Below are 24,919 nucleotides of genomic sequence, written 5' to 3'. Positions count from 1 at the left end.
ATTCTATGAGGGATAAATCAGTGCTATTTAAAGGTTTTGCTGGCGATCTAAAACGCTCACTACCCCTAACAATTATTCTTGCGCTTATGCTAAATGCATGTGGCGGTGATAAAGGTAATACGAACAGTACTGACAATTCAAGCAAGACAGAGGCCATCAAGACTGCCTCGGAATCTGCGCCTGCAGGCAATGCTACTGACAATAATAGTCAGGCAGCAAGCCCTTCGAGTAGCGTTGATCAAGCAACTGCAATTATTCAAGATACTACCGAAGCAGAACCCCCGTTAGAAAAAAAGGATGATTTATCTGCATTTAGCTGGGAGCAACTCGGTGGCTGGCACACGCAGGGGATTGTTTCGCGTGACACTCCTATCCATATTGATTTTAATCGTGATGTTGTTGATGAATCGATGGTGGGCAAAGACGCCAGTAAGATCATGTTCATTTCACCCGAAGTTAAAGGCAAGCCGGTATTTGCCAGTAAGTCCAGCATAGTGTGGAAACCTCTCGAGCATTTAAAACCGAGCACCGTTTACAAGGTCAGCATTAAACCCGTTGGGCTTTTTGATATTCCTAATAAAGCGGCGCCTTTTCAATACACGTTTCAAGTCATTCCTCTCGACTATGAAATCAAAACTGTTGGTTTAACAACCGATCCAGCGGTCAGTAATGGAATGATGCTGGAAGGGCAATTGCTGGTGTCTGATCGTGTGCCCTCGAAACTTGTCGAAAAAGTAGTCTCTGCGAAATTTCAGGACAAAACATTACCCATAGAGTGGACACACAACACCAATGGTAAGAGTCATAAATTCGTTGTGAGAGACATCGTCAAAGAAACCTTTGATGCTGATTTGCATTTGTCATGGGATGGTTCAGCCATCGATATCAAAACCAAAGGCAGAAAAAGTATAACGGTTCCGGGATCTGATAAATTTGAAGTCACTAAAATCGCCGTGATCCACAAAGCAGATAGCTCTCCTTTTGTCGAAGTGCGTTTTTCAGATGACCTGGACCCGAATCAAAACCTGAAAGGGCTGGTGGAGCTTGCAAAAAATAAATACAAAGTCAGTATCGATGGAAATCGAATCAATATCTACCCAAACCGAAATCTCGCAGGAAGCTTTTTGGTAAGACTTTACGGTGGGATTAAATCCAAAGAAGGTAATAAGGTTTTATCTAAGAAAATAGAACAAAAAGTAGCCTTTGATGATGCCAAGCCAAAAGTTAAATTTGTCAGCAAAGGCTCCATTCTGCCAGAAAATTCTACCTTGGAAATTCCGTTTGAAGCGGTCGGTGTCAATGCGGTAGAAGTCACTGCATTTCGTATTTATTCAGACAATATGAAGCAGTTTTTGCAGGTTGGGAACTTATCGGGTTCAAATGAGTTGGGCCGCAGCGGGCGTCATCTCTGGCGTAAAGTGATTCCACTGAAATCTGCTGATCCAAATAAATGGAATCGCTATACCTTTAACGCAACGGAGTTAATGAAGAAATATTCTGGCGGAATGATTCGCCTTACGTTATCGATAAAACGCCGTCACTCAACGTACCGATGTGCTGCAGATACTCCAGTTGCTGATAGCAAAGACGCACCGCTTAAAGATATGGAAGATTACGGTGTGTTAGAGAATAGTGGCTGGGATGGAATCAGCGATTATGTAGAAGGTTATAACAATGACAATTCTGGCTGGGATAGCAGAAACGATCCTTGTACCGATTCGTACTATCGATATAACAGCGACAAGACAAGTGCTAGTCAAAACTTCATTGCGAGTAATATCGGCTTAATTACGAAACGCGAAGCAAATGGTGATTTAAGTATTATTTCAACCGATATCAGAACGGCTAAACCGTTAACGGGTACGGAATTTGAGATCAGGAATTATCAGGGTCAGTTACTTTCAAAGGCAACGTCTGATGGAGAGGGTTTTGCAAAAGTACAATTGTCAGAAACGCCTTTTTTATTGGTTGCTAAAAAGTTTGAAGATACGGCTTATTTAAAACTCAATACCAAAACAGCCTTGGCAGTCAGTCATTTTGATGTTGGCGGTAAGAAAATCAAAAAAGGAATTAAAGGATTCATTTATGGTGAGCGCGGTGTCTGGCGCCCCGGTGATGATATCTTTTTGACTTTTGTACTGCAAAATCAGGCATTAAATGAAAAAGATGCCAAGAAGATTCCAGACAGCCATCCAGTAACAATGAAGCTCATCGATCCGAGAGGCAGAGTGGTTGATACGAAAACCAGCGTTAATTCGGTTGGTGGCTTTTACGCGTTTAAATTTAAAACGGAAGAAAAGGCGCAGTCAGGTAACTGGATGGTAAAAGCCTTTGTTGGTGGAAGTTCTTTTAGCAAGTCTTTGATGATTGAAACCGTCCGTCCAAATCGCCTAAAACTAGAACTCAATTTTAAAGCGCAAGGTGAAAATGCCAGCAATAAACCTGCTGAGGTTATTTACAGCAGTGAAGGAACACCAGAAGGGACGTTATTCTCGCAATGGTTACACGGCGCCACAGCAAGTAAATTAAAAGCAGATGTTTCCGTTAAATTCACCCAAAAGAAAACACAATTCGGCAAATTCACTGACTATGTGTTTGATGATCCAGCGCGCTCATTAAGAAGTCAGGACACAATGCTTTTGGAAGGTCGTTTAGATGATGAAGGCTACTTAAAATTTAGCAAAGACTTCAAAGTGAAAGGTAAGCCAGCTGGCATGCTCAAAGCTAAATTTACTTCGAGAGTGTTTGAAGAAGGTGGAGCATTCAGTATTAGCCGTAGCAATATCGATTACCATCCATACACTAATTATGTTGGTATCAAGTTACCTAAAGGAGATGCCACTCGTGGTATGTTGCTCACCGATGTTAAACATAAGGTAAGCATTGCCAGTTTGAGTGCTAAGGGCGAAGAAGTATCATTAAATAAAGTCCAAGTCAGCTTGTATAAAATCAAGTGGAAGTGGTGGTGGGATAAATCCAGCGAATCTCTCGCGGAGTATGCAGATAGCCGTTATCAACGACTTTTACAAAAGGATATCGTCAGCACAACAGATGGCGTGGGCGAATGGAACTTTGAAGTTAAATACCCTAGCTGGGGTCGTTATCTAATTCGGGTGTGTGATTTAGAAGGCACACACTGTACGGGTAAAACAGTTTATATCGATTGGCCGGGATGGGCTGGACGCGCACAAGAAGAAGGCAGTGGTGCTGCTAGCCGTCTAAATCTGTTCTCTGATAAAACAGCGTATAGCGTGGGCGATGTAGCAACGATTCAATTACCTGCAACCTCTCAGGGCAGAGCATTACTGAGCATTGAAACCGGTAGCCGAATTCTGGAGCAGCGCTGGGTTAAATTTACAGAAGCATCAACGGCAGCTGCTGCAGGCGTCAATAGCTCCGAGAAGCGATTGCAGTTTGAAGTGCCTATTACCGCAGAAATGGCGCCGAATGCTTATGTGCATATTACTCTATTGCAGCCTCATGAAGGTAAATCAAACGATAGGCCGATTCGCCTGTATGGCATTATTCCATTAGATGTAAAAGATGCTGAAAGCTATCTACTACCTAAAATTCAGGCTGAAAAAGAATGGAAACCAGAATCTAAGCAGACCGTAATGGTTAGCGAAGGCAATGGTAGAAGCATGAATTATACCTTGGCAGTTGTTGATGAAGGCTTGTTGGGTTTAACCTCATTTAAGACGCCAAATTTACATCGTCATTTCTACAGCAAAGAAGCACTCGGCATTCAAACCTGGGATTTGTTTGATCATGTTGTCGGTGCATATGGTGGCAAGTTAGAACGCATGCTTGCACTCGGTGGTGGCGATGATGAAGAAACGGATGATGACGATAGCAAGAAGCGTCGCTTCCCACCTGTGGTTAAATACCTCGGTCCCTTTACTTTAGCTCAAGGCGAAACCAGAAAGCATGAAATAGAATTGCCTCCTTACTTAGGCGCAGTTCGTGTGATGTTGGTTGCGGGCGAAAAAGGGGCTTACGGTAAATCCCAGCAATCCATTTTTGTGCGTCAACCATTAATGCTGCAAAGCAGTTTGCCTCGTGTGCTTGGACCTCAGGAAGAAGTGTCTATTCCTGTGACTTTATTCTCGATGGACGACAGAATTAAAGATGTGACCGTATGGGTCGAAACAGATGATTTAGTCAACGTTATTGGAGAACCCACTCAACACATTAGCTTTAACAAGATGGGTGAGAAAATTGCCTTTATCAAAGTTAAAACGGCCAATAAAATCGGCAAGACGCGTTTACGCTTTACGGCGACTGCTTCTGCCAACAGCACTTCAACGTCTTCTGATAAGGATGGACGTAATGGTGAATTTAAATCTGAAAAAGTAGTTTATCTGGATATTCGCCGAGCCAATCAGGAAACCACACGCACTATTACTCAGGTTATCGAGCCGGGCAAAAGCTGGGATAACAAAGCAGTGGCCTTTGGTCTGGAAGGCACTAACCAATCGGTACTAGAATTATCAGCTGTGCCACCGTTGAATATTGAGAAAAGACTAAATTTCTTAATTCGGTATCCACATGGTTGTTTAGAACAAACCTCGTCATCGGCTTTCCCACAATTATTCTTGTCGAAGGTGATGGATTTAACCGATAAGCAAAAGCAGGATACTCAGCTACACGTTCAAAAAGCGATTGATAAGTTAAGACGCTTCCAAACCGGAACCGGTGATTTTAGTTATTGGCCGGGCGGTAATTATCAAAACGATTGGGCAAGTGTTTATGCCGGTCACTTTTTATTAGAGGCAAAGAAACTGGGCTATAAATTGCCAGCGAACCTACTCAATAACTGGCTGAATTATCAGGTCGGAGCAGCGCAAGGCTATATTGTAGCGAGCAATAAATATTCACATACTCAAGCTTATCGCCTTTATGTTTTAGCGTTAGCAGGTCAACCGCAATTAGGCGCGATGAATCGTCTTCGTGAGGCGGCTAATACGGCGAGTACTGAAACAGGTGGAAACAACAGTCGATTGAACAATAAAGGTCGCTGGTTACTCGCTGCGTCATACCAAACGGCATCACAACCTGAAGCGGCAACAGCATTGATTCAGGGTATGGATTCCGATGCTACTGCAGTGAATAACGTTACTACGCCTGATAAAACCTTCAGCTCGACGTTGGGAGATCTTGGATTGCAGTTAGATAATCTGGTTGCCTTGAACAAAAAGCAGGATGCGAATAAGTTATTAGAAAAAATTGCAGAGCAAATGAGTGGAGATGGATTCCAGAGTACTCAAGGTATATCCTGGGCATTAATGGGTGTTTCCCGTTATTTGGGCGGAGATACCAGCAGCTTCAGCGCAAATCTGTCGCAAGATGGCACGCCAAAAACCATCAATAGCAGCAAACCTATATCCAGCACCATGCTGGTAAAAGCAGGCTCTAACATCAGTGTAGAAAATACATCTGGAGTGAGATTATTCGCGAACCTAGTGACTAAGGGTGTACCTGTAGCAGGTGATGAAATCAGTCAATCAAAAGGCTTAACCATTGATACTGAGTTTAGCGTGCGCGATGCTGAAAACAAAAAGCTGTGGAATGATCTTGCGGATTATAGCGACTGGAAAGTTGCTCAGGGCACTGATGCGAAGTTATCTGTGAGCATTCAAAATAACGGTAATTATGACGCTGAAAATATAGCACTTACGATTCCAGTAGCAGCAGGTATGGAAATACTGTCAGCATCAGAACAAGCCGCGACCAAGAGTAAATATGATTATCGAGATTTGCGTGATGATCGCATTTATTACTATTTCTCATTAAAGAAAGGTGAAGTCAAAAACTTTGAATTATTGGCGAATGCTTCCTATCAAGGGCGTTATTACCAACCTGCGATAACTGTTGAAGCAATGTACGATGGTAATTTAAAGGCCATTGAGAAAGGTCGCTTTATTAATATTATCAAGTAGAAATGAGGAGTTAAAAAAACGCCTCAAAGGTGGGGGGTGGCTTTTGTTATTTAACTACAGCTAACCCAGCATAAACATTGTACATCGACGATTCCTTATGGAATCTACGATGAACATTTCTGGCTCTTGGAGAGCCTAGAAAGGTCACCCCCCACCTTTTAGCCACTTTTTTATATAAGAACCGTGAAACCATTCAAGTCACTAACAAAAAGCAAAGGCAGATCATTACTGTTTATCTTTGTCTTGATGGGAATCACCGCCTTCTACTTTTGCCTGCCTGAGCCGCTATTTAAGTCACCCGTATCAAGTATCTTGCTGAGTAAAGAAGGTAAGTTGCTAGGTGCACATATTTCAAAAGATGGGCAGTGGCGTTTTCCCCCGCTACAACAGATCCCCGATAAATTCAAAACCAGCCTCGTCGCTTTTGAAGACAAACGTTTCTATAAGCATTTTGGCGTGGACCCTTTAGCCATTGCGCGTGCGCTTAATTTAAACCTGAAGGCGGGGCGCATTGTTAGTGGTGGAAGTACCATTTCGATGCAAGTGATTCGACTTGCCTCACAAAATCCGGAACGCTCATTGACTGAGAAAGCCATCGAAGCGTTTCGAGCACTACGTTTGGAAACTCGTTACAGCAAAGATCAAATCATGAATTATTATGCCAGCCACGCGCCGTTTGGTGGAAATGTGGTTGGTCTGGAAGCGGCATCGTGGCGTTATTTTGGGCGTAATCCGCAACAATTATCCTGGGCTGAAAGTGCGATGTTAGCCGTTTTACCCAACAGCCCTGCACTGATTCATCCCGGTAGAAAGCGCGATACCTTAAAAGCTAAGCGCGATCGTTTATTACTCAAATTATTCCAGCAAGAGAAACTCAGCAAGCTTGATTATCAATTAGCGATTGCCGAACCATTGCCTGAGAAACCCAATTTATTGCCAAGAATGGCACCGCATTTATTAGATACATTAATTGCTAAAGCGAAGGCAAATTCTACCGAAAATCAAAAGCGTTTTAATACCACCATTGATTTTGTTTTGCAGTCTCAAGTCAATCAAATCGCCAAACACTACGGTCAATTAAACGCGTTAAAGGATATCCATAATCTCGCAATTGTCGTGATCGACAATGACAGCTTTGAAGTAAAGGCGTATGTGGGCAATGCGCCACCACTAAAAGAAAAAACTGAGCATGGTCAGGCGATTGATTTGATCCAACGTCCTAGAAGTACCGGAAGTACACTCAAGCCGTTTCTGTTTGCAAGCATGATTGAACAGGGTGAATTGTTGCCTGAAATGCTAGTGGCTGATGCACCGATTCGTTATACAGGATATCGCCCTAAAAACTTCGATCGTAAGTACCGGGGTGCTGTGCGGGCAAAACAGGCATTAGCCAGCTCATTAAATATTCCAGCGGTGAATATGCTGAGTTATCACGGTGTCGAACGCTTTTTAGCAACGCTAAAGAATATGGGCATGAGTACGCTGCATAGACGTTCTCGTGAATACGGTTTGCCGCTGATACTTGGTGGCGCAGAAGGGACGCTCTGGGATTTAACCGGGATGTACGCCAATTTAGCTAATCGGGCTCAGCAAGGTTTAGATTCTGATCATGATTCGGATGCTCAGCAAGGACAAATGCTAAAGCCGATTATTTTACAGGAACAAAAAGCGCAAACATCCAAACAAAATCAACTCAGCCCTGCAAGCGCATGGATGACCTTACAAGCGTTGCTAGAAGTTGGCCGACCGGGAAGTGAAGCGTATTGGAAACGATTTAACAGTACGCACAAAATAGCCTGGAAAACAGGTACCAGCTTTGGTCACCGTGATGCGTGGGCATTGGGCACCACACCAAAATATACCGTAGGAGTCTGGGTCGGAAATGCCGCCGGAGAAGGACGTCAAGGCATGACCGGAGTGAAAGTCGCTGCCCCCATTTTGTTCGATGTATTTAACCGGCTTTCACTGGATTCAAAATGGTTTAGAAAGCCTATCGAGCAAATGAAATTGGTATCGATATGCAAAGACGATGGTTTTTTGGCTAATCAAAATTGTGAAGCGAAAGATTATTATATTCCTGCAAGTAGCCATTTCGATCGTGTTTCACCCAATCATCAGCGTATTCATCTGGATAAGTTAACCCAGCTTCGCGTGCATAGCGGTTGTGAATCAGTGGCTGCAATGGAGCATAAAGACTGGTTTGTATTGCCGCCTGATGAAGCTTATTACTATCAACAGTTTCATGCTAATTACAAAGTCATGCCTGAGTGGCGAGAAGATTGCCAAAAAGTGGAAACTGTCGCGTCAAAAGACAGTCCGATTTCATTGATTTATCCCAGACGAAACACGCAGATTTATATCCCTAAAGAATTAACGGGAGAGAAAGGTAAAACGGTTTTTCAGGCAATTCACGGAAATCCAGAAGCACAACTATTCTGGCATCTGAATGATGATTTTTTGGGAACAACACAAACTTATCATGAGCAAGCAATATGGCTCGCTGCTGGCAAACATCGACTTACTTTGGTGGACGAGAAAGGGAATCGTGTTGAACAGAGTTTTCAGGTATTGAGTCAGTGATTCTAGGTGTTTAATTCATGAACCTAACTTATGAATCTAGTCTAGCCATTTGATTTGACTTTCACCTTTATCCATTCTCGATAGGCCCAGTATTCGGCAACTAAAGGCATTCGGCCTTGTTCACGAATTTGTTCACTAAACTGATTCAGTTCTTCAAAATGTGACGATGCTTTTTTGATGTAACAGAGCCCTTTTTCATCAACTGTTTTTACCGACTCTATACCTTTTAAAATCTCGTCATAATAGGTCATTAACCACATACTGGATAATGCGCTGGCGAGTATATTGATGCTGCTGATCCACACGGTTATATGACCAATAAATAGAGTCATTAACATAGATGCGAATAAACTGGCGGAACTACAAAGGATAATGCCAACGACAATTAACTGTAATTTTCGTTGAGTATTACCATCAATCATAACTCCAGCGAATAAGCCAAACCACATGCCAACATAAAGACTTAGATTGAATAATTCGAATTCGGTATCGTAATTTAAAGTCAACGCGCGATAACTTACACCGAGACCGAGAGCAAAAATAGCGATGACAAAACTTAGGTGGCTGCGATAGGTAGAGCGTAATTGCTTTTGAGAAGTTTCAATATCCAGCGGCGTTAAAGGTTGCCCTTTAAGGTCAATTTGAAGGGCATATTGAATGTGTGATTTTTTAAGCATCGTGCTAATAAATATAGCACAGCTTTTTTATGTTCTTGGTAAACGAGCTAAGAAGACGCTTAGTAAGGTCGCATGCCAGTATAATTACCGGGAGGATTATAACTACAAACCCATGTTTGTGATTTGTCGTTGCAGACTTTTACTGCACAACCAACTTCGGTTGTATTCTTCCAAACGACTTGCGTATAGTGACCGCATTTTTGTCCAGGTTTACAGCTATTGCTTTGGTAATCATACCAGCGCTCTTCATCCGTCCACGCTTTCACTACATCTTTAATAGTCACTCGATTGGTTTCGCGAAATCCATCACTCCACACTACTGCGCTTGACCAGTATAGATTCTCACCATAAGGAGGTTGCCCGCTTCTATGACGCATTGTACAGCTTGATCCTGAACCTAAATGATTAGCCCATTCTTTTGAATATCTTGCCAGTTTATTTGACCACTTTAGTGGCTTAAGACGATGTTTGGCTCTTACCCTATTATGAGATTTTAGCACTCCTGAAAAAAGCTGAGATTTTGATAAAGGTGGTTTAGCGGGTGGACGCACTTCAATGATTTGCTGCTCGATAGGATCTTCAGGAGGCAATTCAATATTTTTAGGGTCATGTGTAAATCCCTCTACTAATTCTTCTGTAGGTTCGATAATTTCAAGCGGGGGAGATTCTTTTTGTTCAACAGAACAGGAGATTAGTAATAAGCTACTTATAAAGAAGAGCATGCTTCTTTGAATGGGTTTGATACGTGTATGCATAAGTCAGTGTATAGATATTTTCTCTAATGGCCCTGAAAAACCCGCTAAAAGTAGGGGGATGACTCTAATTATTGTTATTTCTTAAAGAGTTCGGGGTGCGGCTTAAGTTCGTTATTAAATTTACTTTTTTACTGCTGGCGGCATTTTTTCAATCTCTGCCTCGATCCAGTTTCTTACCATATCATTGATCTGTTCTGCTGTTAAACCTTCTACGCTAAACGGTTTTCCGATACTCACGGTGATTGTACCGGGCAATTTGATGTAACTATGCCTTGGCCAACATTCGCCGGCATTGTGTGCAAGTGGGTAAACAGGGTAGCCACTGTATTCAGCAAGTAATGCAGCACCCATTCGATAGGCTTTCTTTTGTCCTGGTAGAACACGGGTTCCCTCTGGAAACATGCAAATCCAGTTGCCTTCATCGAGACGTTCCTTGCCACGTTTTTTTACTTGCTCAACCGCAGAAGCACCAGACTTTCTGTCTATTGCAATAGGTTTGGTGGTTATGAGCGCCCAACCAAAAAAAGGAATCCAGGTGAGTTCTTTTTTCAACACCCACGATGTTGTCGGTAACAGCGTCGGTATTAACATGGTTTCCCACGTTGACTGATGATTGGCGAGAATAATGCCACGATTATTCAGGTCGATATTCTCTTTGCCGATAATGTTGTAATTGACCCCACAGGTTACTTTTAACCACCAGATATTAAAGTGTGTCCATGGCAATACTGTTCGATAACTCAGCTTTGGCCCTAGCATCAACAAAAGGGGTGAAAATAAACCGTAGAATACGGTGCTGGTGAGTAATCCAATCCAATATAAAGTAGCGCGAATGTAAAGTAGAGGCGTATTCAATGGATTATGAGTCTTCAACGTTTAGAGAGTCTTCAGCGGTTAGAGAGTCTTTAACGGACAAAGAGTCTTCAACAGATAATGAAACGTTATCTTTCATCAGCTGCAACATGATTGCTAGCGCTTTACCGCGATGACTAACGCTGTTTTTTTCGTCAGCATTGAGTTCTGCAGCACTTTTACCAAAAAGAGGGACATAGAAAAGAGGATCATATCCGAAACCATTCTTACCGGATAATTCTTTAAGAATTGTGCCTTCCCAACTCGCATCGGCGATCAATGGTGATGGGTCTTCTGCATGGCGCATGAAGACGATGCAACAGCGAAAACGCGCCGTGCGCTTCTCATCTGGTACATCTTTCATTTCTTCTAGCAGTTTTTGATTGTTTGCCGCATTACCTTCGCCGGAATAACGCGCGGAGTAAATACCGGGCTGACCGTTCAGTGCGTCAACCTCTATTCCTGAGTCATCCGCTAGGGCAGGTAAACCTGTTTGTTGTGCTGCATTTCGTGCTTTGATAATTGCGTTTTCAACAAATGTAAGACCTGTTTCAGGCACGTCTGTTACATCGTAATCAGACTGCGCCACAACTTCGAAACCCGCGTTACCGAGAATTTCAAAGAATTCGCGCAACTTGCCTGCATTACCGCTGGCAAGTACGACTTTCTGTTTTGGTGTTGTAGCGTCTGTATTCACTATTTTAGTGTTTCATCCTGTATTTCAATGATTTCGTTGATGCCTTTCTCCGCTAAATCAAGCATAGCATTCATTTCATCGCGGCTGTAAGCATGGCCTTCTGCAGTACCTTGCACTTCTATGAAATGTCCTGCGTTGTTCATCACGACATTCATATCTGTTTCTGCGTTAGAGTCTTCCGCATAATCAAGATCGAGTACTGGGTTTCCCTTATAAATACCGACTGAAACAGAAGCAAGTTGACCCATGAGTGGATCTCTCTTGATTTTCTTAGAGTCTAGTAGAGTTTGAACCGCATCGCACAAAGCAACGTAAGCACCACTGATAGAAGCTGTTCGGGTGCCGCCATCTGCCTGAATAACATCACAATCGACGATGATTTGGCGTTCGCCCAATGCTTCAAGATTAACAATCGCACGTAAAGAACGCCCAATTAATCGCTGAATTTCCATGGTGCGACCACCTTGCTTGCCGCGTGCCGCTTCACGACCCATACGTGAATTTGTCGAACGTGGCAGCATGCCATATTCAGCCGTTACCCAGCCTTGGCCTTTACCGCGTAACCAGGGTGGTGTGCGTTCATCAATCGTCGCCGTACATAACACTTTGGTGTTTCCAAATTCAACTAAAACTGAGCCTTCAGCATGCATGGTGTAATTACGGGTAAATTTAACTTGGCGCATTTCATCGTTGGCGCGACCACTAGGTCTCATAGACGTATCTCTTGAATTTGAAAAACGCAGATTATACGGAGCTTTGTAAAAATTTCATTTAAATACGATTATTTTAAGACTACTGACACAATGCTGTCAGCAGGGCTGTCGTATAGTTTGTTTGTGAGTAGGCAAACACAGAGCAAATACCAGTAGAAGTTAACAAGCTTTTAAATCACGTAATAGACACAAAAGAAAGGAGATAGAAATGAGTAACCCAATGAAACAACACGGTGCATTTAGCTGGAATGAATTAATGACAACAGATGTGGCAGGCGCAAAAGCCTTCTACGGAAAAATGTTCAACTGGCAGATGGAAGACATGGAAATGGATCAGCCATATACACTGGCAAAGATTGACGATGAAATGAAAGCAGGCTTAATGCCATTAACTCCAGAATGTGGTGAGATGCCTCCATACTGGGGCGCTTATGTTACAGTGGATGACGTCGAAGCCAGCGCGAAACAGGCCGAAGCACTGGGTGGTAAGATATTATTAGAACCTAGAGATATACCTACGGTAGGGCGCATGTGTGTCATTAGTGACCCTCAAGGTGCTGCTCTAACTATTATCAGCTATTTCGATCAGGAATAATTCGAATCGATTTATTAAGTCACCCCCCTACTTATAGGCACTTTTTTAAAGCGGATCACTTATGACAGAACTGAGAGCAGAGTTAAAAACTCAAATGATTCAGATATGCGATAAGAAAATATCGGAAAAAGGGCAATCGGTGGGGGTGTCTTTCTACGCATTTTTTGCGAATAAAAACACTGACCCTGAGGGTTTGATGGAAGTTGCGACCTGGTGGATTCAAACGCATCAATTAGATCATTTTGAGAAGGCTCTTAAGATTAGGGATATGATAGAAAAGGGCCTGTAAGTATGGGGGTGACTACCAATAATTAAGGATAAATGGATCTATGAGGCGTGCTGACAGACTCTTTCAAATAGTACAATTTCTTCGTACTCGACGTGTAACGACAGCAGCATGGTTAGCTGAAAGACTAGAGGTATCTGAGCGCACAATTTATCGAGACATCAAAGATTTAATGCTTTCGGGTGTGAATATTGAAGGTGAAGCGGGCATAGGATATGTCGTTAGGCGCGGATTTGATCTACCGCCACTGATGTTCACAAAAGAGGAAATTAGTGCTCTAACATTAGGGGCACGATTAGTAGATAGTTGGGCAGACCCTGAACTAGCGACCGCCGCTCAATCAGTACTGAGTAAAATCGAAACGGTATTACCCGCTGATTTAAAATCCAGCCTTGATGAAACCAAAATGTTCTCACCCTATATGCGGATTCATCCCAAGGTAGCATCTATGATGACGGAAGTGCGCAAGGCAGCTGATAACCGTTTTAAATTGAGTATGCAATATACACGTGCTGACGGCACAGCATCGGAAAGAACAATCTGGCCATTAGGGCTGTTTTTCTGGGGATCGATTTGGACCATTGGTGCATGGTGTGAATTACGTCAGGAGTTTCGAGTTTTTCGTTTGGATAGAATTCAGGTATTGATGGTTCTTGCTGACAGTTATCCCCACGAAAAGGGTAAAACTCTGGAAGATATGATTGAACACGAAAAGAAACAGTATTGCAGTTAATCTGAATATTATTGAAATTGTTGCCGAGCCGTTTATGATTGTTAGATAGGGTAATTGATTCAACTAAATCAAACAGTTACTACCAGTGCTTAAAATATTAAAAATAATCAAACCATCATGAATAAAGAGCATATTATTAAAAGCCTACAGCAGGCTAAACCAGACCATATCGAATGGATCAAACAAGGTTACAAACTGGTTAAAGGTGTGCCTGAAGATCAGGTAAAAAAACCAGTAGATTGTAAAGCCTGTGCTTTTGGTAAGTGGTATCAAGAAGAAGGGTTTAAGCTGGTTAATATCCCTCAGTTAAAAGAAATTGATACACTGCATGAAGAAATTCATAAGGCCTATACGTCTTTGTATTACATTACATTCGATCGACGTAAGAAAGCTCGCTCTACCTTGATTACAGCAGATGAGGTTGAAGTGCCAGTCGATGAAACACCATTCCGTATGAAAAAGCTTAAAGACTTGGAGAAGAAAACAGTCACTATGATTCGGGCACTGAATACCATCGAGAAGAAAGTCGATGCAATGCAGGATCAAGATTTTGATAATGGCTGGTTGAATTAGTTAATACATCGATAGTTATTTCATGGCTAATTACTCAATGACTGTGTAATCAAAGGTCTTAGAATAACCGCGTAAATATAATTCTCATTTTTAAAAGATCTTTTTTCCGTTAGAATAGCTAATCTAAATAAGCAAACACTAATGGAGTTACTATGAGTTCATCAAACCCACAGATGCTAGAAGACGCACTAGCGCTTTATGATGCAGCGAATAGCAAAGATCCTAATATCGAAATGGATGAAGGGAAAGAGGTTCCAAAGGAACTACTTTATTCGAAGCGTATGCTAGATATGCTGTCACGTTTTATTCCCGATGCTGAGGATGTTGCTAAACTTTCCGTTGCGGCACAGCATATTGAACGCTGGAAATCTCCTCGTAGCGACTATCCAATGAATCGCAAGGGCTATCATCTTTGGCGAACCAATCTGTATAAATTTCACGCGGATACTGCCGCTGCGTTATTAGAAAAGGTTGGATATGATGAAGAAACGATAGAGCGAGTTAAATTAGCCATCGGTAAGAAAAACTTAAAAACAAATACCGATACACAAGTCGTTGAAGATATCGCAGCACTAACGTTTATCGAACATTATATGACCGCGATGTATGAAAAATTTACCGAGTATGATGAAGATAAATGGATCGATATCATTATTCGTACCTGGAAAAAAATGTCACCAGCTGCGCACGATTTTGCGCTTTCTGGCAGTGTGAAATTACCTGAAGGTTTAGTGCCGGTGATTCAAAAAGCGCTAGCGAAAGCAGCTGCTTAAAACTTCAGTTTAATGAAAAACCCCCTGTAAGTAGGGGGGTGTCATTTGAATCTCTGGATAAATCTATTTACTAAAGTAAGCGTTCAGAGATAACACGATAGGTTTCAGGGCTTGTGATTGTATCGATAAAAATCCGAGTATCGGGGGTCACAAACCAGAGTCCAACAATACCTAAGATGATGACTGCACTGCTGGTTTTATCTTTGTAATCTATAAGTTTGAGCGCTGTACCGAAAGACCTTTTGAGTCGTTGCCCCATAAAATCTACGCTATATATCTCATCGAGTAACAGATGCAGAATAAATCCTGAGAAGATAAAAAACGCAACCAACCATGAGATAAACGCCGGTCTGGCAAAAAAGTGATAACTGATTGCTGCTGTTGCAAAGGCGAATAGAATAGCGACACCAATAGAATGAATCGCTCCGCGGTGAACGGTCATTTTTTGAAACACGCTCCAGATGGGATAACGAACGATCAAATACACACCTAAACCTGCTCCCCACAGATAGATGATGGGCAGATCATTTTCAGCAGCAAACACCCAAAGAAATGCCGCCACTATGCCCAATAACGAAAACAAAATACGACTAGGGTAAGAATAGTGTAAATCGATATCAGGTAAAATTCCGCCAACCACCCCCATACTTGCAAGCAGTATTGCGTCTTTTGCGTCGACTAAACCTACTTGTAAACAGAGCGTCGCGAGCATGCCAGAGCCAACGGCTGCTACACCTAAATGTGTATTGAAATTTGCCATTTATTATTAGAATCTCTTTTAAAAAGCTTAAATATTGAAGGTGGAATCATAGACTAGGCTTAATATAAATCAACGACTTAAATATCAATATGTTGTCGTGGTGATGATTAATTTATCTAGAAATTTACTAAGGCTTGTTTATTCTTAAGGTGTGCCTAGTCCTTCAATTGCTTTCTACGTTTTCGTTCTTTTCTTCTCATGCCAGCAAGATACAGGGTAGGAATAGCAAATAGAGTGAGTAGAGATGAGAAGCCTACTCCCCAAACTATCGAAGTGGCAACAGGCCCCCAGATTAGCGATTGACCGCCTAACCCAACTGCCAATGACATTAATCCGGCAATAGTGGTTAATGTTGTAATCATTATAGGAATGACACGTCGTCGTGATGCATAGATGGTTGCGTGAACAGCCGACATACCGGCATAAATTCGGTCATTGGCAGCAGATATCAGTACAATCGCTGCATTTACTGCAATTCCAGCTAAAGCAACAACACCATATAAGGTATATAAACTTAGCGGGTTTTGCGTGACTAATAACCCTAAAATAACACCGGTAAAAGCAAGTGGAACGGTTGCAAGAATAATAAAAGGCTGAAAATAACTTTTGAACTGAGTGCCTAATATCAGATACATCAAACCGATTCCAATCAAGAATAGCTTGGCTATTGAGTTTATACTGTCTTTGATATCATCCAGTTGTCCTGAAAAATCGAGGTCAATACTGGGGAAATCCTTACGATACTTTTCCCAACCATCCAGCATCAATTTATTGGCGGTCACCGTATCTAATTCACATTGACTGTAGTCACGCTCTTCCCCATAAAGTGCGGGACGTAAACGGCAAGCCATAAAGTCTTCTTTTCCTTTGGGCTTATCAATATCTGCCTCTAATGTAATCGCTCTTCTGAAATTGTAGTGACGAATATTACCCAAAGATACGCCACGTTCCTGAGTCATTAACTGGTTTAGTGGAATGTTCGAACCACTAGGTGTGGGCATTCTGAATCTTAGTAATTCGCCAATATCATTGCTTTTAGTTGAGTCTGCTTTCACGCGGATTTGTAGTTTTTCACCTTTGTCTTGCATCTCTGCTACGACTTCACCGTCAACGAGCAAACGAACGGTTCTTGTGATATCCATAGGGTTTATACCTGAACGGCGAACCGCATCGTGATTCATCTTCAAGGTGAGTTCCATACGACCACGACTGGCATCATCATTGATGTCTTTTATGCCTTTGATGCCTTCTAAAATTTCACGAAGTTTGTCGCTGGCTTGTTTGATAGTCTGGTAGTCATCGCCTCGAACTTTCACACTGATTGGCTTACTGGAAGGTGGACCACCCTGGAGCTTCAAGAATGAGATATTGTTTGCCCCAACGACACTTGTGACGTCCTCTCGCATTTCATTGATAATAGTATCTACATCGCGCGAGCCTTGATCCATCGGCAATAGGCTTACAACAATCTGTCCGTATTGATCGCCGTACATCGGTTCTGTTTCGGTAAACATAAGACCCGCATAGCTAGCAACTGATCGGGCATCTCTGACAGTATCTGGATTTTCCTTGATATCTTTTGTAGCGCCTTTAAGGTGTTTTTTAATGGCGGCCTCTACTTTCAAGGTGGTACTTAATGTTTCATCCAAAGGAGTTGATGTTGGCATTTCAACATTTACATAGAAAATTCTTAAGGTATCTGATGCGAAAAAATCTACTCGAATCATACCTGCGCTAAGTGCACCAATGGCTGTGGCAAACGCTAGGAAAATTGTGAGAAGCGTCATTTTCGGCCAACGCAATGCACGGATTAGAACTTTAGAGTATTTGAGCTGAATCCAGTGAATAAAGGATTCACGCCATCGTTGAATTCTTGAGGGTTTAGCAAAGTTAATTCTAGCGCCATGAACGTGAGATGGGAGCATCCAAAAGGCTTCTATCAGGCTAATAATTAAAGCAATGGTCACTACCATCGGTATCACACGCATGAATTTACCCAAAATCCCGGGCAATAACATCAAAGGTAGAAAAGCGGCAATGGTGGTTAAAACCGCTGTAGTAACCGGAAGAGCAACTTCTTTCATAGCGCCCGTTGCGGCATCTAGAGAATTCATGCCTCTTTGAAGTCGATAATAAATCGATTCAACCACAACCACGGCGTCATCAACCAGCATTCCTAATACAATCACAACACCTAGCAATACTGTGATATTCAGGGTTTCTCCGTTCGCTGCCAATACCCAGAATGTGGCTGCCAAGATAAAAGGAATGCCGATGGCGGTTAGTAGGGCGATTCGAGTACCTAAAAATAGCCATGCCACAATCAATACCAGTAACAAGCCAATCAGTGCATTACTTTGCATGATGTTAATCGCTTGTTTTGTCGGTAAGGTTTGGTCATCGACCATTTGTAATTGAATGCCGGTGTTTTCTGTAATGTTATTTTGTTCGTCAACCCACTGATTTAACTGGTCAACGAGTTGAATAACGTTGGTGTTATCCTGCTTCATTACGGATAGTAAAACCGCGGGCTTACCATCGATACTGACTTCTTGAGAGGCTTTTTTACGTGCTCGTTGCACAACGGCAACACGAGAAAGGGGTACTTCGCCATTTAAACCAGGAATAGGAAATTGAGCCACTTCAGATGGGTCACTATTTTTTCCCACTATTCTTACTAGCCAACTTTGTTTGCCGATGCTTGTGGTTCCGGCAGATACGTCTTGAAACCAAAGTTTGAGTGAATCAGCGAGTTTTCCGGGAGTGAGTTGTAACGATTCAAGCGCTTCAGGAATAAAATTGATTTGCAGTTCAGGGTCATCAAGTGCGACAGAGTCTACACGATCAACGCCTGTCATTTGTTCTATCGAGTCACTAACAGTCTGGGCGCGTTTTCGTAAACGCTCATCATCAGCATCTGAAACTACGGCAACTAGTGCTGCAGGGAATGCATTACCCGAGGTAATCTCCAATATTTGAGAATCTAACGCTTCTTCAGGTAATTCGTTTTGTACATTTTGTAATTCACGGCGTAAATCAGCGAGTCTTTTATCATAGCGCCTTTCAGGAATATCTTCGAAACGAACCAGAATGCTTGAAATATTTTCACGGCTATTACTGGAGACGAAGTTCATGTCTGAGATGCCATTGATAGAATCTTCCAGCACATCTGTTACTCTTTTTTCTACATCTGATGCAGAAGCGCCGGGTAAGGCGGTGATGATAGTTATCCAATTAAAATTTATGGTCGGATCTTGCTGACGAGGCATTTCTTTGTAGGATAAGAATCCAATAATCAGCACTAATACAAATGTTAGATTTGCAAGTACATGATTTTGGATGAGGCGTGAATACATAAATGTCTGGGATTATTCTTATTAGCTACTGAATACTAATAAGTTGTCCATCACTAACCCTGAATTGATTTTTGTTGATGATTGCTGTTTGTTGGGGTAAATCGATATTTGCTGGTTGACCTTCTATGGCATTTTTTAGCGCGATAAACTTTGCTTTACCAGTGCCATCCACGATATCTTCAGCAATCATAATGCCGAGGTTTTGGCCTTTTCTTTGAATATATTCGGTTGGTATTTGCAAGTTGCCGTTACTCCATTCAATTCTTCCGGATAATCCCGCAGCAAGGTGAGTAGAGTCAGGTAAGGATAAGCGAACTTCCTGGGTTCTGCTTGTCACGTCAACGTTTTGAATAATACTTCGAATAGATGTTTTGATTCTTTCTTCGCCAGAAACAAACTCAATCAGTTTTGCGCCTTTAACCTCATTGATAGATGTAACTGGTATGTTCGCTTTAACTTCTAATGCCGCATCTTCCATTAATTGAAAAAGGGCAGTTCCTGGTAAAACAAGTTGCCCTTGTTGTACGATTTTTTGGGTGATTTGCCCTGAAAAAGGTGCTTTGATTGTACAGCGTTCAATAGTCAGTTCTGTGTTCTCTATGGACGCTTTCTTTAGTTCTATATCCGCTAGCGAAGTCTGTTGAGTGGCTTCTGTTCTCTCGAATAGTTCTCGAGGTATTGTGCCGTTTTTGATTAATCGTTGATTTCGAACAAGCTGTTTTTTCGCTAAGTTGAATTGGGTTTCCGCTACTTTCAGTGCGGCTTCTGCTTGTTTCTTGGCTAAAAGGTAACTTCTACAATCTAATGAAGCGAGTTTTTCCCCTTTTCGAACAAAAGAGCCAGCTTCAGTATTTATAGAATTTACTCTGCCTGTAATTTCCGCACTCAGTGTAGAGTGATTTGTGCTAATAATATTTGCAGGTGCGCTATTTTTGGTAGAAATGAGGACGGAAGAAAGCGGCACTATGCTTACGTTTAATAACTTGTTTTCGCCATATATTTTATATGGCATTAATATGCAGAGTATTAACAATACATATTTAGATATAATAATCTTGATTGTACTAGCGTCCATATAGGTAGTCTCCAGCATACCTATTGGTATGTCAATTTCACTGGTTATTACTCATACGAGATGTCTTAGCGTACTGGTTTAAAGAGGAAACTCCTCTTGATAAGTTGTCTTTTAAATTAAACCAAAATAATTTGTCATATAACTTATGATGGGCTCTCTCCATATGAATCCAACAAAACCTGCAAGCGCTAGCCATGGACCAAATGGTATTGGTTGACTCTCTTTTTGACCTTTTAAAACGATCATCAAAATTCCTGCGACTGCCCCAACCAGTGAAGCTGCAAAAATTGTAAAAGGTAATATTTGCCAGCCAGCCCATGCCCCGATAGCTGCTAATATTTTGAAGTCTCCATAACCCATACCTTCTTTGCCAGTGATTAACTTGAATAGATGGAAAAGACTCCATAAAGACATATAGCCTATCATTGCCCCTAGAACACTGCTTCTTAGGTCAATAAAGATTTCTTGGTAATTAACTACAATCCCTAACCACATTAATGGAATCGTGAGATTGTCCGGGAGCAGCATGGTTTTAGCATCAATTAATGATAAAGTAATTAACGTCCAAGTGAAGATTAAAGCGGCGAGAGTTTGCCAACCAAAACCAACTTTCCAGGCAACAAAAACTGATATTGCAGCTGTTGCTAGCTCTACCAGAGGGTATTGAATGGAAATGCCTGTTTTACAAGAGGAACATTTACCTTTTAAAAAGAGATAACTGATAACAGGAATATTTTCAATGGCAGTAATCATATGTCCGCAGTGAGGGCATTGTGATCTTGGAATGAATAAATTGAATTTTTTGGAAGAGTCATGGTTAGTGTCTGAGTGATCCCCGCCAAATAATTCTTCGCATTCTTCCCTCCATCCTTGCTGTAACATAATTGGAATGCGGTATATAGCGGCGTTTAAGAAGCTTCCCACAAGTAGTGAAAACAACCCTACAACCGTAAGGAAAAACAATGTGTTCTCCCTTAATAGTGTAATCAATTCCATTTATTTCCCCTAAGCCCTTTAGATCAATGAGTTTAACCTATTGCTGCTCCTAATTTAAAGATTGGTAAATACATCGCTACAACTAGGCCACCAACCAGAACGCCTAAGACAGCCATGATCATTGGTTCCATTTGTTTTGATAATGTATCTACTAAATCATCAACTTGTTCTTCAAAATAGTCAGCAACTTTATCTAGCATCTCTTCAAGTCGTCCAGATTCTTCACCTATTTTTGTCATTTGAACAACCATACTAGGGAATTCCTGTGTCGTTGTCATCGCTACATGAAGTTGTACGCCTTTAGATGTGTCTTCTTTAATCTGCATTGTTGCTTCTTCATAAACCACATTGCCTGTTGCTCCTGCAACAGCATCCATAGCTTCAACCATTGGAACTCCTGCAGCAAACATTGTCGACAACGTACGTGAGAATCTTGCTACCGCAGACTTGTTGATGATTACACCCATAAGTGGGATTTTTAAAGATAGTCTGTCTATAAAACGATGAAATTTTTTGGATCTCCTTCTCGCCTGAGTAAATCCAGCAATACTGCCTATTGTAATAATAAGAGGTAACCACCAATTTGCCTGTAGCCACTCTGATAATCCTATAACCCAGAGTGTAAAGGCGGGTAAATCAGCGCCGAAACCTGCAAATATATCTTTAAAGGTTGGTATTACCCAAACAAGCATTATCACAGATACTACCACTGCCGCAATTATAACAATAACAGGGTACATCATTGCTTTTTTTACTTTGGCCTTCATTCTTTCTGTTTTTTCTTTATAGGTCGCTACTTTATCTATCATATCTTCTAAAGTACCTGCCTGTTCACCTGCCCGTATTAAATTGACAAATAGGCTGTCGAAGTAAAGTGGATGATGTGATAGTGCGCCTGCTAAATCTTCACCGCCTTCAATATCCTTGGTGATTTTCTTTATCAATTCTCGCATTGCAGGTTTTTCGTGACCGTTACTGATCAATTCTAAAGATTGAACCATAGGCACACCGGCACGCATCATCGTTGTTAACTGACGTGCAAATTGAGCAATATCAACAGGCTTAATTTTACCACCTGTAAGTCTATTACTTTTCTTTTTGATAGATTTTGGACTAATGCCCTGTCTTCTTAGTTCAGCTCTAAGGAAGTTTTCATTCGTAGCTTGGTTCTCACCACGAATCTTTACACCACTTTTATTAATCCCTTCCCATACAAAAGTAGGCTGATCTAATTTATTAGTTTTTTTTGCTACTGCTGTGGCCATAATAATTTCCTGATATTAATCTTTCGTGACACGTTCTAATTCAGCTAAAGAGGTGACACCTTCTTTTACTTTGTTTAATGCTGATTGTCTTAAATCGTTGATCCCTTCTAATTTCGCTTGTGCTGCTAACTCTAGTGAATTAGCGCCATCCATAATCATGGTTTCCATCTTTGTAGAAATTGGCATCACTTGATAGATACCTACACGGCCTTTATAGCCATTTGCACACTCACCACATCCATTGGGCTCATATATTTCAATAGATTCTATCTCTTGTTCATCGAACCCAAGCTGAATGAGGGCCTGTTTTGGAACATCTTCAACTAAAACCTTACATTCCTTACATAATCTTCGAGCAAGGCGTTGAGCAACGATTAAATGAACTGAGGATGCAATATTAAATGCCGGAACACCCATATTGATTAAACGAGTCAGTGTTTCTGGGGCACTATTCGTATGCAGGGTTGATAACAGCAAGTGACCTGTTTGCGCTGCTTTTACAGAAATTTCTGCAGTTTCAAGGTCTCGAATCTCACCAACCATTATAATATCTGGATCTTGACGTAAGAAAGCCCTTAGTGCACTTGCAAAGGTAAGGCCGACTTTATTATTTACGTTGACCTGATTAATGCCAGGCACTTGAATTTCCGCAGGATCTTCAGCAGTAGAGATATTTCTCTCTGAAGTATTGAGAATATTTAGACCTGCATATAAGGTTACTGTTTTACCACTACCGGTAGGCCCTGTTACCAGAATCATTCCATCTGGTTTGCCTAAAGCTTCTAAAAGATCAGCTTTTTGCTTGTCATCAAAGCCAAGCACGTCGATGCCTAGAGCTGCGGTATCAGAATCGAGGATACGCATTACGATCTTTTCACCGTATAAAGTCGGTAATGTATTTACACGAAAATCGATATATTTATCTTCACCCATTCTGAAGTGAATACGACCATCTTGCGGTATACGTCTTTCAGAAGTATTTAGCTGAGCCATGACTTTAATACGAGATGTCATTTTTCTCGCCAGAGCTTTTGGAGGCATACTTACCACTTGTAACATTCCATCCAAGCGGAACCTTACGCGTAAAATTTTCTCATAAGGTTCGATATGAATATCCGAAACCTTCTTTTTAATAGCATGTGATAAAAGTTCATTTAAGAACTCAGTAACATCCACACCAGAATCATCTTCTTCCTCTTCTGATTCTAGTTCATTGGTCTCAATTACAAGATCTTGGGCCGCTGTATCAGAAGAAATGGTCATTCCTGAACTAACGGCAGAATCACTGTAGTCAGGATTCAGAAGTTTTTGTAATTTAGAGTATTCAACGATGACAGGCTCTGGCATTAACTCTGTAGCAAATCTGACATCACTTAAGTGAGAGAGAAAGAAAGGATCAGCTACAGCAATAGTAATAGCTTTGCCCATTCTGAATAGCGGATAAAGCTGAGTTTTCCGCATCATTTCTTTCGGGAGTAAATTTTCAACATCCATAGCTATTTCTATGGTGTCAATATCTACCAGACTCAGGCCGAACTCTTTACTGTTATAAACAGCAAGATCGTTTTCATCGACTAATTTCCGCTGAGCCAAATGCGTCGTGATAGAAACACCCCTTTCAGTCGAATCAGCAACAGCTTTTTCTGCGACGTCTTGGGCTAGTTTCTTATCAGCAACTAATTTCTTTAGTAGGCTGGGAAGATTTTTGTTTTGAACCGTTGTCATTATTATTTAAGGACTCTGTCTCTATTATTTATTATTAGATTTATTTAGGTAGACACATTAAGCATTCTAAAGTTACTCAAGAAGATTTGGAAGATTCTCAAGATAATCGGTAGTTTTCATTTTAATTATTGAATTGTCGTTATGGAAAATTCATTGATAACCCTAGTTAAAATAGAGAATATTTGAAATTGTGGTTTCCACCTCCATGCTTAAGAATTATTCAAAAGAAATTGATGAGATTAAAACCATGAAGTCATATATGTGTATTGTTTGCGGGCTAGTTTATGAGGAAGAACAAGGGTGGCCAGAGGATGGGATAGCGCCAGGAACGAAGTGGGAAGATGTTCCGGAAAACTGGGAATGCCCTGATTGCGGTGTCGGTAAGTCAGAATTTGAAATGATTGAAATTTAATCTTCAAGGATAGCGCTCAATTATCTCACTTTTCCCCTTCTATGTTATTATTTGAATCAAAATGATAATTAGGGGAAAGAATGATTAATAAAAAAAAGAAAGAGAGAAGCTGCACTACAAAGATCTCTTTAACATGTTTCTGCATCACTTCCTCTAA

General features: G+C 41.4%; 19 protein-coding genes. 8 read left to right on the top strand and 11 right to left on the bottom strand.

Annotated features, from left to right (window positions below):
- The first annotated feature begins 20 nt into the window (after window positions 1–20).
- Entirely contained in the window at window positions 21–5,939 is a 5,919-nt protein-coding gene (locus EV695_RS03970) for an alpha-2-macroglobulin family protein (protein ID WP_165874611.1), read from the top strand.
- Between the two features lie 183 nt (window positions 5,940–6,122).
- On the top strand, window positions 6,123–8,519 hold the full coding sequence (pbpC, locus tag EV695_RS03965) for a penicillin-binding protein 1C (RefSeq protein WP_207906938.1): 2,397 nt from the start codon (window positions 6,123–6,125) through the stop codon (window positions 8,517–8,519).
- A 41-nt stretch (window positions 8,520–8,560) separates the two neighbouring features.
- Here pbpC and EV695_RS03960 read toward each other — a convergent pair whose 3' ends face one another.
- The 5 genes from EV695_RS03960 to rph all read right to left on the bottom strand — a co-directional run bounded on the left by EV695_RS03960 (window position 8,561) and on the right by rph (window position 12,213).
- Window positions 8,561–9,196 (bottom strand): hypothetical protein, encoded by a 636-nt coding sequence (locus EV695_RS03960; protein ID WP_131904606.1) that lies wholly within the window; start codon window positions 9,194–9,196, stop codon window positions 8,561–8,563.
- Window positions 9,197–9,255: 59 nt separating this feature from the next.
- Window positions 9,256–9,951: a pathogenesis-related family 1 protein gene (locus EV695_RS03955; RefSeq protein ID WP_131904605.1), complete on the bottom strand. Its 696-nt coding sequence runs from the start codon at window positions 9,949–9,951 to the stop codon at window positions 9,256–9,258.
- Window positions 9,952–10,071: 120 nt separating this feature from the next.
- The gene (locus tag EV695_RS03950) at window positions 10,072–10,806 is read right to left on the bottom strand and encodes a lysophospholipid acyltransferase family protein (protein WP_243651455.1); all 735 of its coding nucleotides are present in this window, start codon (window positions 10,804–10,806) and stop codon (window positions 10,072–10,074) included.
- A 4-nt stretch (window positions 10,807–10,810) separates the two neighbouring features.
- Window positions 10,811–11,500: an RdgB/HAM1 family non-canonical purine NTP pyrophosphatase gene (gene rdgB, locus EV695_RS03945; protein ID WP_131904604.1), complete on the bottom strand. Its 690-nt coding sequence runs from the start codon at window positions 11,498–11,500 to the stop codon at window positions 10,811–10,813.
- Window positions 11,500–12,213 carry a ribonuclease PH gene (gene rph, locus EV695_RS03940; RefSeq protein ID WP_131904603.1) on the bottom strand — a complete coding sequence of 238 codons (714 nt, stop codon included), beginning with the start codon at window positions 12,211–12,213 and terminating at the stop codon, window positions 11,500–11,502. The genes rdgB and rph overlap by 1 nt, the downstream gene beginning before the upstream one ends.
- Before the next feature lie 208 nt (window positions 12,214–12,421).
- Between rph and EV695_RS03935 the strand changes: the two genes are divergently transcribed.
- From EV695_RS03935 to EV695_RS03915, 5 genes are all read left to right on the top strand, one after another.
- Complete coding sequence (locus EV695_RS03935) at window positions 12,422–12,808, top strand: VOC family protein (protein ID WP_131904602.1); 387 nt, start codon at window positions 12,422–12,424, stop codon at window positions 12,806–12,808.
- Between the two features lie 61 nt (window positions 12,809–12,869).
- Complete coding sequence (locus tag EV695_RS03930; protein WP_207906937.1) at window positions 12,870–13,097, top strand: DUF6500 family protein; 228 nt, start codon at window positions 12,870–12,872, stop codon at window positions 13,095–13,097.
- Between the two features lie 40 nt (window positions 13,098–13,137).
- Window positions 13,138–13,827 carry a helix-turn-helix transcriptional regulator gene (locus EV695_RS03925; protein WP_131904601.1) on the top strand — a complete coding sequence of 230 codons (690 nt, stop codon included), beginning with the start codon at window positions 13,138–13,140 and terminating at the stop codon, window positions 13,825–13,827.
- A 117-nt stretch (window positions 13,828–13,944) separates the two neighbouring features.
- A complete protein-coding gene (locus EV695_RS03920; protein WP_131904600.1) occupies window positions 13,945–14,400 on the top strand; it encodes a CZB domain-containing protein in 456 nt (151 codons plus the stop codon).
- Between the two features lie 152 nt (window positions 14,401–14,552).
- A complete protein-coding gene (locus EV695_RS03915; protein ID WP_207906936.1) occupies window positions 14,553–15,173 on the top strand; it encodes a DUF4202 domain-containing protein in 621 nt (206 codons plus the stop codon).
- Window positions 15,174–15,243: 70 nt separating this feature from the next.
- Here EV695_RS03915 and EV695_RS03910 read toward each other — a convergent pair whose 3' ends face one another.
- From EV695_RS03910 to pilB, 6 genes are all read right to left on the bottom strand, one after another.
- Window positions 15,244–15,933, bottom strand: coding sequence for a metal-dependent hydrolase (locus EV695_RS03910; protein WP_131904599.1), 690 nt, complete (start codon window positions 15,931–15,933; stop codon window positions 15,244–15,246).
- Window positions 15,934–16,088: 155 nt separating this feature from the next.
- Window positions 16,089–19,289, bottom strand: coding sequence for an efflux RND transporter permease subunit (locus tag EV695_RS03905; protein ID WP_131904598.1), 3,201 nt, complete (start codon window positions 19,287–19,289; stop codon window positions 16,089–16,091).
- 25 nt (window positions 19,290–19,314) lie between these two features.
- Window positions 19,315–20,364 carry an efflux RND transporter periplasmic adaptor subunit gene (locus tag EV695_RS03900; RefSeq protein WP_207906935.1) on the bottom strand — a complete coding sequence of 350 codons (1,050 nt, stop codon included), beginning with the start codon at window positions 20,362–20,364 and terminating at the stop codon, window positions 19,315–19,317.
- A 111-nt stretch (window positions 20,365–20,475) separates the two neighbouring features.
- Window positions 20,476–21,360, bottom strand: a complete 885-nt coding sequence (locus EV695_RS03895) for a prepilin peptidase (protein WP_131904596.1) — start codon at window positions 21,358–21,360, stop codon at window positions 20,476–20,478.
- 32 nt (window positions 21,361–21,392) lie between these two features.
- Complete coding sequence (locus EV695_RS03890; RefSeq protein ID WP_131904595.1) at window positions 21,393–22,625, bottom strand: type II secretion system F family protein; 1,233 nt, start codon at window positions 22,623–22,625, stop codon at window positions 21,393–21,395.
- 15 nt (window positions 22,626–22,640) lie between these two features.
- Window positions 22,641–24,350 (bottom strand): type IV-A pilus assembly ATPase PilB, encoded by a 1,710-nt coding sequence (pilB, locus tag EV695_RS03885; RefSeq protein ID WP_131904594.1) that lies wholly within the window; start codon window positions 24,348–24,350, stop codon window positions 22,641–22,643.
- A gap of 247 nt (window positions 24,351–24,597) precedes the next feature.
- Between pilB and EV695_RS03880 the strand changes: the two genes are divergently transcribed.
- The gene (locus tag EV695_RS03880; protein ID WP_131905052.1) at window positions 24,598–24,762 is read left to right on the top strand and encodes a rubredoxin; all 165 of its coding nucleotides are present in this window, start codon (window positions 24,598–24,600) and stop codon (window positions 24,760–24,762) included.
- Window positions 24,763–24,919: the final 157 nt, after the last annotated feature.

Origin of the sequence: Cocleimonas flava (assembly GCF_004339015.1) — a bacterium.
GTDB classification, from domain to species: Bacteria; Pseudomonadota; Gammaproteobacteria; order Thiotrichales; family Thiotrichaceae; genus Cocleimonas; species Cocleimonas flava.
The sequence above is the reverse complement of the archived record's forward strand: the minus strand, read 5'-3'. Positions and strand labels throughout refer to the sequence as shown.